Annotated in this window: 10 protein-coding genes; all 10 read right to left on the bottom strand. The window is 58.3% G+C overall.

Annotation, left to right across the window (positions count from 1 at the left end; genetic code table 11):
* Positions 1 to 100, bottom strand: a 100-nt coding sequence (locus KGB03_RS31350; protein ID WP_248679717.1) for a hypothetical protein, incomplete at its 3' end; no start/stop codon positions are given.
* A 78-nt stretch (positions 101 to 178) separates the two neighbouring features.
* Complete coding sequence (locus tag KGB03_RS15040; RefSeq protein ID WP_223527417.1) at positions 179 to 2,062, bottom strand: methyl-accepting chemotaxis protein; 1,884 nt, start codon at positions 2,060 to 2,062, stop codon at positions 179 to 181.
* A 146-nt stretch (positions 2,063 to 2,208) separates the two neighbouring features.
* The gene (locus tag KGB03_RS15035; protein WP_134104693.1) at positions 2,209 to 3,729 is read right to left on the bottom strand and encodes an aldehyde dehydrogenase family protein; all 1,521 of its coding nucleotides are present in this window, start codon (positions 3,727 to 3,729) and stop codon (positions 2,209 to 2,211) included.
* A gap of 76 nt (positions 3,730 to 3,805) precedes the next feature.
* Positions 3,806 to 4,645: a phosphonoacetaldehyde hydrolase gene (gene phnX, locus KGB03_RS15030; protein ID WP_223527416.1), complete on the bottom strand. Its 840-nt coding sequence runs from the start codon at positions 4,643 to 4,645 to the stop codon at positions 3,806 to 3,808.
* A 39-nt stretch (positions 4,646 to 4,684) separates the two neighbouring features.
* A complete protein-coding gene (locus tag KGB03_RS15025) occupies positions 4,685 to 6,025 on the bottom strand; it encodes an MFS transporter (protein ID WP_008154447.1) in 1,341 nt (446 codons plus the stop codon).
* Positions 6,026 to 6,298: 273 nt separating this feature from the next.
* Entirely contained in the window at positions 6,299 to 7,465 is a 1,167-nt protein-coding gene (locus tag KGB03_RS15020) for a 2-aminoethylphosphonate--pyruvate transaminase (protein WP_223527415.1), read from the bottom strand.
* 372 nt (positions 7,466 to 7,837) lie between these two features.
* Positions 7,838 to 8,665, bottom strand: a complete 828-nt coding sequence (gene phnX, locus KGB03_RS15015) for a phosphonoacetaldehyde hydrolase (RefSeq protein ID WP_223527414.1) — start codon at positions 8,663 to 8,665, stop codon at positions 7,838 to 7,840.
* Positions 8,666 to 8,751: 86 nt separating this feature from the next.
* A complete protein-coding gene (locus KGB03_RS15010) occupies positions 8,752 to 9,624 on the bottom strand; it encodes a LysR substrate-binding domain-containing protein (protein ID WP_008154442.1) in 873 nt (290 codons plus the stop codon).
* A 54-nt stretch (positions 9,625 to 9,678) separates the two neighbouring features.
* Positions 9,679 to 10,974, bottom strand: coding sequence for an MFS transporter (locus tag KGB03_RS15005; RefSeq protein ID WP_223527413.1), 1,296 nt, complete (start codon positions 10,972 to 10,974; stop codon positions 9,679 to 9,681).
* Between the two features lie 125 nt (positions 10,975 to 11,099).
* A complete protein-coding gene (gene psrA / locus KGB03_RS15000) occupies positions 11,100 to 12,191 on the bottom strand; it encodes an iron-containing alcohol dehydrogenase PsrA (protein ID WP_223527412.1) in 1,092 nt (363 codons plus the stop codon).
* Positions 12,192 to 12,560: the final 369 nt, after the last annotated feature.

Below are 12,560 nucleotides of genomic sequence, written 5' to 3'. Positions count from 1 at the left end.
TAACGACCGACTGCTGGTACATGGCCTTGTAGGTCGCCTCGTCAGTCAGCGTGTTGGCCAAAACCTCGGGACGAACGGGATACAGAGAAGCCGCACTCATCTTTGTTACCTCGGTGGAATAGTTGTTCTTGTGGTCTGTAACGGGTTTGGAGCCCAAGCGTTCGGGCCATTGCAACACTCAAATCCGGAAGCGACTGAGCAGTTTGTCCTGCTGGCCGACGTGGTCCACCATCACTGAACATTGACGAACCTGTTTGTCCGCACTGCCGGATACTTCAAGGCTGATGTCGCGGATATTGGTCGTGTTGCGATTGATTTCTTCGGTCGTGGCGCTTTGTTCTTCAGCCGCCGCGGCAATCTGCAGGTTCATGTCATTGATCCGATAAATCGCCTCACGGATGCGCTCGAGGGTTTCATTGGCTGCATTGGCATCCCCGGCCGTCTTGCTGGCCGTGTCGCGGCTCTGCTGCATTTGCACTTGGGCGTGTTTCACGCCCGTCTGCAACTGGTCGATCATCTCGCGTATTTCCTGCGTGGATTGCTGGGTTCGCGAAGCCAGTGAGCGCACCTCATCAGCCACCACGGCAAAACCGCGTCCCGATTCGCCGGCACGCGCCGCCTCGATGGCTGCATTGAGCGCGAGCAAATTGGTTTGGTCGGCGATGCTGGTGATGACCGCGACGATGGATTCGATGCTTTGACTGAGCGTGGACAACTCATTGATCGCATGACCGGTGGCGTCCATCTCCTCAGCCAACCGCTTGATCGCCCCCGTCGACCTGGAGACCAGGGCTACCCCGTCTGCTGTTTCCTCGTTGGCAGCGACTGCCGCCTCGGCCGCGGCTTGAGCGTTGCGCGCCACATCCTCGGCGGTCGAGGCCATCTCGGTCATGGCGGTGGCCAGTTGATCCAGTTCTTGCAATTGAACCTGTACGCGGTTGGCTGCCTGATCCGCTTCACACGACGTCGCTGTGGTGCTCTCGCGGACGTGTTGCGAGCTGTTTTTCACATCGCCAATGAGTGTTTTCAGGTTCTGCAGGAACTGGTTGAACTCCCCGGCGACCAGCGCAATTTCATCATTGCCGACCACGGGCAGTTGGCGGGTCAGGTCGCCTTCTCCGCGATTGATGTCGGCCAACGAATCCTTGAGTTGATCCAGGGGCCGCAGTAGCCGCCTGACCAGCAGGCCCAACACCAACAGGCTGATCAGCACGCCCAGGCCGGTACCGATGACGGCCCGCCAACTCAGGATGTGGGCTGCGGCCATCACGATGTCCTGATCCAGCACCACACCGATGTACCAATCCATGCCCTTGAGATTGGAGAGCGGAATGAAGGACACCAGGAGGGACTTCCCACCGCTGCTGACTTCCTGAAGCTGACTGTCGAGAGGCAGAACGCTGCCGGCGAAAAGCTGGCTGTAGGGTTTGCCGTTCAGTTCAGCGTCCGGGTGGGAAATGATGTTGCCATTTTTGCTCAGCAAGAATGCATAACCGGCCCCACCGAAATCCAGTGTATTGATGGCCTCGGCAACTGTGTTCAGGCGGATGTCACCACCCAGTACGCCAAGAAACTGACCCGCATCGCTGATCCTGGTGACGACCGAGATCAGGATTTCGTTGGAGGTCGAGGCCTTGTAGGGCTCGGTTAAAACGGCCTGGCTGCCCGCCTTGCCGGTCGCGTACCAAGGTCGCGAGCGACCATCATAGTCAGGTTTCGGGTTCCAGGATGCGTTGTTCTTGATGGGTTTTCCATCGGACTGAAGGGCACCGAATACCACTTCGAATTGGTCCTGCAATATTGGGGATTCGATAATGCGTTGGGTGGCTTCTGGGCTGTACTGGCTGTCGATGGCCTGGGCCGCTAAGTCAATCAAGCGAAGTTTGCCGTTCAGCCAGTTTTCGATCTGACGTGCCACCGCGTTGCTCGATTCGGAGATGCTCGCCTCGACCTGGTGACGCAAAATCGTACGTATCTGCTCTACCTGAACCAGCGATAGCAAACTGGTTGTCACGAACAACACACAAGCAGCCACAAGGCTCACCTTGTAACGGATTTTCATCGAGGACTCCAAAGGATCGATCAAGGGGAGCAGGGCATCCAGTCCTTGAATGTTCGGTGTGTCATTGAGGACGCCATCGCGGGCAAGCCATGCTCTTGTAGGAGCAAGGCTTGCCCGCGATAGCCGTTACGCGGTATCGCGCCGAATCAGAAGAAGCCCAACGGATTGATGTCGTAGCTCACCAGCAGGTTTTTGGTCTGCTGATAATGATCGAGCATCATCTTGTGGGTTTCACGCCCCACGCCGGACTTCTTGTAACCGCCGAACGCGGCATGCGCCGGGTACAGGTGGTAGCAGTTGGTCCACACACGACCGGCCTTGATCGCGCGGCCCATGCGGTAGGCGCGGTTGATGTCGCGGGTCCACAGGCCGGCGCCCAGGCCGAACTCGGTGTCGTTGGCGATGGCCAGGGCTTCGGCTTCGTCCTTGAAGGTGGTGATGCTCACCACCGGGCCAAAGATTTCTTCCTGGAACACGCGCATTTTGTTGGTGCCCTTGAGCAGGGTCGGCTGGATGTAATACCCGGTCGCCAGGTTGCCCTCGAGTTTTTCCACCTTGCCACCGGTCAGCAGCTCGGCGCCTTCGCCCTTGGCAATTTCCAGGTACGAGAGGATTTTGTCGAATTGCTGCTCGGACGCCTGGGCGCCGACCATGGTGTCGGTGTCCAGCGGGTCGCCACGTTTGATCGACAGCACTTTTTTCATCACGACTTTCATGAAGTCGTCGTAGATCGATTCCTGCACCAGGGCGCGGGAAGGGCAGGTGCAGACTTCGCCCTGGTTGAAGAACGCCAGCACCAGGCCTTCGGCGGCTTTTTCGATGAAGCTTGGCTCGGCCTTCATGATGTCTTCGAAGAAGATGTTCGGCGACTTGCCACCCAGCTCCACGGTGGACGGAATGATGTTTTCGGCGGCGCATTTCATGATGTGCGAGCCGACCGGGGTCGAGCCGGTGAAGGCGATCTTGGCAATGCGTTTGCTGGTGGCCAGTGCTTCGCCGGCCTCTTTACCGAAGCCTTGCACCACGTTCAGCACGCCCGGTGGCAGCAGGTCACCGATCAGCTCCATCAGCACGGTAATGCCCAGCGGCGTTTGTTCGGCCGGCTTGAGCACCACGCAGTTACCGGCCGCCAGGGCCGGGGCGAGTTTCCAGGCGGCCATCAGGATCGGGAAGTTCCACGGGATGATCTGCCCGACCACGCCCAGCGGTTCATGGAAGTGATAGGCCGCGGTGTGTTCGTTGATTTCGGCCGAGCTGCCTTCCTGCGCACGGATGCAACCGGCGTAGTAGCGGAAGTGGTCGACGGCCAGCGGGATGTCGGCGTTGAGGGTTTCGCGCACAGCTTTGCCGTTGTCCCAGGTTTCGGTGACGGCCAGCAGTTCGAGGTTCTGTTCGATACGGTCGGCGATTTTCAGCAGCACCAGCGAGCGGTTCTGAACCGAGGTTTTGCCCCAGGCATCGGCCGCCGCATGGGCAGCGTCGAGGGCTTTTTCGATGTCTTCGGCGCTGGAACGCGGGAATTCGGCAATCGGTTGGCCATTCACCGGCGAGGTAGTGGTGAAGTACTGACCGTTGACCGGTGCGACGAACTCGCCGCCGATGTAGTTACCGTAACGGGACTTGAAGGAAACGATGGCACCTGGAGTGCCAGGGTGGGCGTAGTTCATGGCGAGGTTCTCTTGTTGTTTTTTGGTTGCGACCGCCCGTGAGACGGCCGCTGTCAGTTACACAAGCCGTGCGGGATCAGGAACCCTGAGGCGTTTCTCCGCGTGCCAGACGCGCATTGATGTCTTCAATGACGGCCGGTAGATCGACGATGGTGTCGATCAGGTAGTGCGGGCGGGAGCCTTCGAACATCTTGACGATGCGCGCGCGTTCCTCGGCCAATTCCTCCAGGGACAAATCCTTGAATTCTTCGTAGGTCAGGCCCAGTGCGTTGCCGGAACAGGTCAGCGCGACCGTCCACATGCCGGCGCTTCGACCTTCGAGAATGCCGGGCCAGGTGTCGTCGACCTTGACGCAAGCGGCGACGTCGTTGATCCCCAAAGCAATCACATTGGCCAAGGCCTGAGCCGGGTGCGGACGCCCATTGGGCACTTCGTCAGTCGCCACGACGTAGTCGGCGACGTAGCCGTTTTTGCGCGCCAGCTCGACGACTTTCTCCATGACCACCGCTGGGTAACCGGAGCACGAACCGATTTTCAGACCCTTGTCGCGCAAGGCATCAATCGTATCCAGTGCACCAGGAATCAGCGCCGAGTGCAGGGCGATCTTTTCGATCTGCAAGGGCATGAAGCGCTCGTAAAGCGCAGTGACATCCTCATCGGTCGGCAGGCGACCGAAGGCGGCCTGGTAACGTGCGGCGATCTGAGGCTCGTTACACAAAGTGCGGATGTGGTCCCACTTGCCCATGCCCATGCCCATGCCCATCGGTCCACGGGCTTCGGCCAGGGAAACCGCTACGCCAAACTCGGCGAAGGCTTCGACGAAGATTTGAGTCGGTGCGAAGGAACCGAAATCAACGACGGTGCCCGCCCAGTCCAGGACCACGGCTTGCAGTTGGGAAGGTTGTTTGTAGTTCATGATGATCGCTCCAGCGAAGGGTAAGTGGGTACGACGAGTTCAGGAGTTGGTGCCGACGATGACCGGTTGTACCGGGATCGAGACAGACAGTTGGCTTTCCACAGTTTTCGGGCGGCTGTTCCAAAACGGCAGCAACATCAAGATGGCCAGGAGTGCAGCGCCGGTGAACACCATGAACACGGTGATGGTGTCGAAGTAACCCGGCAGCAGGCCACCGAGGACTGCACCGACCGAACCACAACCGTTGACGAAACCTGCGGCGGACGCCGCTCCGTCCTTGCTGCCGAAGTCGATGGCCGCGGAGCCGCTGATCATCGAGTCCGGCCCGTAGAGCGTCAGGCCCATCATGAACAGCAGGCCGACCACCAGGTACAGACTTCCGCTTTGCATGGCGGGAACGAACAGAGCCAGGCAAACGGTGAGGACCACCAGGCTGAGGACGCACACCGGTATACGACGGGCGCCGAAGTATTTATCTGATGCGATACCGATGAGGATGGGACCGATCAGTCCCGCCAGTTCAAAGGAGGTCGGGACGATGGCGGATGCGACCTTGCCAATCTCGGGCATGCGTTCGTAGATGATGACCGGGCCCCACAGGAGGATGGCGTAGCGCGCGGGTTTGAGCATGAAATAGGCAAGGCCGAGAACCAGCACGGTTCGATTTTTCATCACGGTGCGCAAGCCAGCCCACATGCTTTCGCGCGGAACGACGACATTGCTGACGGGTTCGATCTCGATCTCGACAGGCGGCAGACCTACGTCTTCCGGCTGGTTGCGTTGCAGGAAAAAGAACAACACCGCCACCACCAGCACCACGACGGCGCTGCTGATGAACGCTATGCGCCAGTCGTGGTAGGCGTTGTAGGCCCACCAACCGGCAAACGGAGTGGCCACCATCCCGCCAAAGGCATAAGAGGTGCTCCAGTACCCCAGCACGCGGCCACGCACGCCTGTACTGAAGAAACTGCCGACGTTCTTGCATAGACCTGACCAGCCGGTGGACTGAGCCAGACCTTGTACCAGCATGCAGGAGACGAATATCGGTAAGGTGGCGTAGGTACCCATGAGCAGTGCTGCTATGGCCGAGACGACGAGACCGCTCAGTACCACGACTCTTGGGCCGAAACGGTCAGAGAAGTTGCCCCAAAGAAACTGGCCCACGGCATAAGCGGTCAGGTAAAGGGCGTCGAGATTGGCCATCATGGCCTTTTCGAGCATGAAGCTTGGGTCTTCGCCAATACCAAGTTTGGCGACAGAGAACGCTTTGCGGGTGAAGTAGAAGGCGGCATAAGCCACCCAAGTGATCAGAAAAATCTGCACGCGCCAACGCTGAAGAGATTTCCAGCCGCTTGCGAGAGGGCTTGTCGTGTTGTTCATGGTGTACTGATCCCGTATGTGGTGCCAGACAGCGCAAATTGGTCGGTTTTTGTTTTTGTTTTCGGTGCACAAGTCTGTCCAGACGCACGGCATCGATCAGATGGCCGCGAGAATGGCATCAGGCTTCAAGTTATGAATGACTGCGGTCGCTGACTCCTGCCCGGCGCTGCCGAGCGATACGTCACCGAATCCATGGTTTAAAAAAAGATCCCCGCCCAGAGGCGCTACCCATTGCACCTATGCTCGAATCGGCAGGGATCTTGAAAGGGGTCGTCAGGCTGCCGGTTTTGGCATGTCCACGCCCATCGCCACGAGGCTGTCAGCAATGGCACGCAGCAGTTGGTGAACGATGTATTCGTCGATCTGACCGATGCATCCGATGCGGAAGCTTTCGGCCTGCGTGAGCTTGCCCGGGTAGATGATGAATTGGCGGGTCTTGAGCTCATCGTAGAAACGCATGAACTCAAAGTTCGGATGCTCGGGGCAAAAGAACGTGGTGATGATCGGCGACAGCCAGCAGTCTTCCAGCAGGGTGCGGAATCCCAGTTCACGCATGCCGCTCACCAGCACGTCGCGGTTGCGCGTATAGCGCGCCTGACGACCTTGCACACCGCCTTCAATTGCGTGCTGTTCGAGCGCTTTGTGAAACGCCACCACACTGTGGGTCGGTGGAGTGAAGCGCCACTGACCGGTGCGCTCCATGTAGATCCACTGCTCGTAGAGGTCGAGGGACAACGAGTTGGCGCGACCCTTGGCGGACTCCAGTACGCTGCGACGGATGATCACGAAGCCGAAGCCCGGGATGCCCTCGATGCACTTGTTGGCCGAAGACACCAGCACATCAAAGGCGATTTCATTGACGGTCACCGGCACAGCGCCGAAGGTGCTCATGGCGTCGATGATCAAGCTCTTGCCGTGGGCCTTCACCACGTCGGCGATCTCGCGCAGCGGGTTGAGGATGCCGGAGCTGGTTTCGCAATGAACCAAAAACACATGGGTCACGTCTGGATTGGCCGTGAGCAGGGCATCAACTTCATCGGGCTGCGGTGGCAGGTAGTCGCCCTTGTCCAGAGAAATGAAGGCGCGGCCGAGATATTCCAGGGTTTTGGTGGCGCGCTGGCCGTAGGCGCCATTCATCAGCACCAAGGCTTTGCCATCACGCGGGATGGCGGTGGCCAGAGCGGCTTCAACCGAGTAGCTGCCGCTACCTTGCAGAGGCACGCAGGCGAAGCTGTCGTCCTCTACGCCAGCCATGCTCAGCAATTTCTGGCGAACTTCAGCGGTGACCTGATTGAAGGCACCGTCCCATGATCCCCAGTCGCGGAGCATCGCTTCCTTGGTGGCTTTGGAGGTGGTGAGCGGGCCTGGGGTCAGTAGATAGGGTTCGCCCATTGCTGGCGTTGCAAGCGGCTGCGGGGCAGGGAATTCGGCTTTGGTCATGATCTTCTCCGGCGGTATTGTTTTTGTGGTGAGGAGTGATGCATGGGTGGATATAAACAATGAATTACAAATAAGAAAAATCGTTTTATTGTATTTCATAAATAAGCTGAGCTTATTAGTAGCGCGTATCGATTTGGCCGATACAGACCTCGAATCAACCGATTTGAACAATGCATCCAGAGCGGTAACTCTTCATATATTTCAGACATCTGCGGTTGGGGCGAACGAAGAGGGTGGTCGAGCATCGAGGCCGCCGAACGCGGCGTGGTGCAGGGGGTAGCAGTGGGTCCACAGACATGACCCATGCGATACGCGCGATTGATTCAGTTGTGGCCGTCCATGGACGGCCACTGTCAGTTTCAACAGGTGGCGTCAGCAACCTTGAGGGGTTTCACCGCGCGCCAGGCGGGCATTGATGTCTTCGATGACGGCCGGCAATTCGACGATGGTGTCGATCAGGTAGTGCGGGCGAGAACCTTCGAACATCTTGGTGATGCGGGCACGTTCTTCGGCCAGTTTGTCAGAGGGCAGGGCCTTGAACTGATCGTAGGTCAAGCCCAGTGCGTTGCCGGAACAGGTCAGTGCGACGGTCCACATGCCGGCGCTTCGACCTTCGAGAATACCCGGCCAGGTGTCGTCGACCTTCACGCATGCGGCGACATCGCTGATCCCCAAAGCAATCACATTGGCCAACGCCTGGGCCGGGTGCGGGCGACCATTGGGCACTTCGTCGGTTGCTACTACGTGGTCGGCGACGTAGCCGTTTTTGCGCGCCAGCTCGACAACTTTCTCCATCACGACTGCCGGATAACCGGAACACGAACCGATTTTCAGGCCCTTGTCGCGCAACGCATTGATGGCGTCCAGTGCCCCAGGAATCAGCGCGGAGTGCAGGGCGATTTTCTCGATCTGCAGCGGCATGAAACGCTCGTAAAGCGCGGTGACATCCTCATCGGTCGGCAGGCGATCAAAGACCGCACGGTAGCGTTCGGCGATCTGTGGCTGGTTGCATAAGGTGCGGATGTGATCCCACTTGCCCATGCCCATCGGACCGCGGGCCTCTTCCAGGGAGACGGCAACGCCGAACTCGCCGAACGCCTCGACGAAGATTTGAGTCGGTGCAAAGGAACCGAAATCAACGACGGTGCCTGCCCAGTCCAGGACCACGGCTTGCAGTTGGGAAGGTTGTTTGTAGTGCATGGTGAATCTCCAATTTTGGGTAGGGGAAGGCCGTCCCTCCCGTCACCGGGAGGTAAGCCTATTGATGGTTGAAACGCGTTACGGAATCAGGTGGTCGGTATGGGGCTGGAGTCGAACAACTCCGCGATCATCGGCCGGTTTCTGCGAATACCCAGGCAGCACAGGTGGTAGTCGATCGAAAACGGGTGATCGACAAACGTGATCGGCTTGGTGCCTGGCGTTTCGGCGTACTCGACGGCCGACACGAAACCGATACCGATGCCCTTGGCGATGGCGTGGACGATCGCCTCGCGACTGTTCAGTTGCATGACGCAGTTCAGATCGACGCCAAGACGCTTGCAGCTTTCTTCCACCAGTTGCCGGGTGCGTGAGCTTTTTTCCCTAAGGACCCACTTTTCGTCGCTGATCTGCTCGACGTACACCTCTTTCTGCCGGGCCCAGGGATGGTCATCGCGAACCACCGCAATAATCGGATAGCGTCGGTAAAGCTGCGTATCAAAGCGCTGGTCGAATTCGGAGAGCGCAAGAATCGCCACATCGATATCGAAGTTGAAAAGCCGATCCAGCGTCTCTTTTTCGGGAGAAAACGACGTTTCCAGTTCAATGTCCGGATGCCGCTGCATCAATTCGTAAGTCAGGTTCATCGCAATGGGCGGGGAGACCGCGCCCAAGCGCAGCATCCCGGTTTTGCGTTGCTTGAAACTTTGCAGAAGTTGCACGGCTTCATCCTCTTGGCCGAACAGGCCCTGGGTGATCGCATAGAGCTTGTGTCCCGCCGAACTCATTTCGATAAACCGGCCTCGACGATGAAAGAGTTCCACGGAGAACTTCTTCTCCAGCGCGTTGACCTGTTCACTGACAGTCGGCTGACCAACGCTCAGGTACTCGGCGGCGAGGGTGAAACTGCCGGTCTTCGCCACCGCATGAAAGGAACGTAGCCACTTGTGGTACTGGTACATAGAAGATCCTGTTCCTGAGCCGCCGCTGTTGATTCAAGTCTAAGTGCCGGGCGATCAACGTCTGATGAACAGTGCGACCACCGCACTGCACAGGCATGCAGCCGTCACCACGATGAAGATCAAAGACGTGTTGCCGGTACTGTCGAGCATACTGCCGATCAGCGGTTCCGCCAGGCCGGCGAACAGATAGGACGAGAAGTTCATTACGCCGGTTGCGGTGCCCGCGCGCTTTGCGCCGACCAGGTCAGGGCAGAGCGCCCAGAAACTCGACGCCGGGCCGTAGACGAAGAAACCGCAAAGGAACAACGCCACAAGACCGGTCGCGCTATGAGGTGCAAGGGTCCACATCCACAGGCTCGTGCCTGCCCCCAGGAACATGTAGAGCATGATCGCCAGGTAGCGTTTGGAGCCGAACAGCTTGTCCGATATCCATCCATTACTGAGCGCGCCGATGGCCATGCCCACTGGCAGGGCAACCGTGATCCACTTCGGATCGATCATGCTGTCGCCGCTTTTCCAGTTGGCACCCAGAAAGTGCACCGGTACCCAGACGATCAAGCCATAGCGAGCGGCGTTCTGAAAACCCAGGGACACCGCAGCGATGATCAAACGAAAGTTCTTCAGCACGGCTTTGTAGCGTTGCGCGGAGGTTTCGACTTCGCCGTGTGCCACTTCATGATTTTTGTCATCGGCATTGGCGACGCCGGTATCGGCGAGCGGCTCGAAACCCATGTCCTGCGGACGTTCACGCGCCACCAGGTAGAAAATGATGCCACCCGCCAGCATCAGCAGCACGGGCAACCGGAAGATCCAGCGCCACTCCAGATGCATGACCTCAAGCACTACGATGGAGGTCACGTAAGAAAGGACCGAGGCGCAACCGGCGGCGAACACATAAAAGCCATAGACCTTGCCGCGCTCACCGGCGCTCCACCAATTGGAGATCAATCGACTGCCTGGCGCCCAGCCCAATGCCTGGAAGTATCCATTGATGCCCCAGGGCAGGATCAGCGCGGAAAAACTACCGGCGAAGCTGGTCACCCAGTTGGCGCCGCAGGACAGTACGGCGCCAAGGGTCATGATGCGTCGGCCGCCGAACTTGTCGGCGAGGTTGCCGTTGATGGCCTGGCCAATGGCATAGGCCCAGAGCATCGCAGCCGATGCCCACCCAAGGTGTTCCTTGGTAAAGCCGAACTCGGCCTGAATGCCTGGAATGGCAAAACCGAAGGTTTGCCGTCCCGTGTAGAAAAACAGATAACAGAACATCGCCGCCAGCAGCATGCGCCACTGGGCGACTCGAAACGACGAGGTGGATGCTGCGATACCTGGCATGGTTTGGGCACGATTCATGATCTTTTCCTTATTATTGTTCGGTCCCTCCGAATGGCGTCGGAGGGTGCACTCTTTTGTGGGTGCAGCAGGAAATCGTCGCGGTTCGTTACGCCGCTGGCGGTGCTTGGTTGGGCTGGCGGATGCTAGGCCGCTTGTGAACCGATGAAATTCTTGCCGCGTGCGCCTTGCATGGCGAAATTGATCATCTCTTCAGCCTCAATTGCCGTGACGCCGTAGTCGGCAAATTCGGTTTTCACGTCGAGGCTGTGCAAGAACTCGCGCAACTGGCTTTGGGCCTTGTGCAAGTCATTGCCGAAAATTCGTTGAAGCGTTCGGTCGCGTGCTTCGTCATGGCCCCAGGCAAGGCCCAGAACCAGCGGGAGGGTGAAGGAGCAGGCGATGCCATGCGGTAGGCCATAGCGCAGGGTCATTTCGTAAGAGATCGAATGGGCCAGTGCAGTTTTGGTATTGGAAAATGCCATCCCGGCTTTGAGTGCCGCGAGCGCCATTCTGGAGCGCAGCTCCTTGTTGGACAAATCACGGCGCAGCAATGGCAAGCAGTGCAGGATGTCCTCAATGGCAGCGATAGCGTAGGTGTCCGAAATCGGATTGGCGTTGATGTTCCAGATCGACTCCAGTGCATGCGACAGGGCATCGAGGCCCGTGGAAACGGTAACTCCGGCCGGAACCGTCAGCATCAACTGCGGATCGACAATGGCCACCTTGGGCCAGGTGCATTCCAGGTGCAGGGAGTATTTCTTGTGGCTGGCCGAGTCCCAGATAGTCGCCCATGGGGTGACTTCGCTGCCGGTTCCCGCCGTGGTCGGGGCTGCAATCAGCAACTTGCTGCGCGCCGGGACGAAGGGTTTACCGGTTGCCAGCAACGCGAGCAACTCATCGAAGCAACCCGATTCGGTACCCACGATCAACGCCTTGGCGGTATCGATGGCGCTGCCACCGCCTACGGCAACGATCGTATGGCAGTCGCCGGCCTCCTGCCAAAAACGCTCATAAGTTTCGCGTAACTGGGCCACGTCCGGATTGGGCTGGACATCCTCGATGATGTACACCAATCGGTCGCCCAGCAGGTCCTGAATGCGATCCACTAATCCCAGCCCACGAGCTTCGGGAAAGGTCACAAGAGCGACTTTCTGGTTTTCGGTGATTTCGGCAAGTTCGAGAAGGCTGCTCCAGCCGAAGCGGGTATCAACTGGATTGTGGAAGCGGGCAGTCATGGCGGGGCCTTTATTTTTGTTGTTGAAGGTGGCCCATGATCGAGGACCCTCAACAACAGCTCAAATCGATAAATCGCAGGCTTTCATCGGCTGAGCCGATAACAGATTCAGGGGGCGTTGATTGCGCGTGAAGGATTGAGTGATGGGTCTTGTTCGGGAGGCACACGGAATCGTGACGCTTGTGGCGTCACGATCCGCGCACTAATGGAGTCAGCGCTTAATCAATAATGACAGTACCGCGCTGGCTGAAACTTAACTTTCGCCATGCGCTACGCATGGACGACTTGGCGGCGAATGCACACATGAGTCCGTCTACCTTTCGCCAGCAATCGGTGTCAGCAGGATGTTCAGCGCATCAATCGAGTATGA

This window comes from Pseudomonas sp. BF-B-26, assembly GCF_019956495.1.
In the GTDB taxonomy this organism is placed as follows: domain Bacteria; phylum Pseudomonadota; class Gammaproteobacteria; order Pseudomonadales; family Pseudomonadaceae; genus Aquipseudomonas.
Note: the sequence above shows the minus strand (reverse complement) of the source record. Positions and strands in the feature narration are given on the sequence as shown.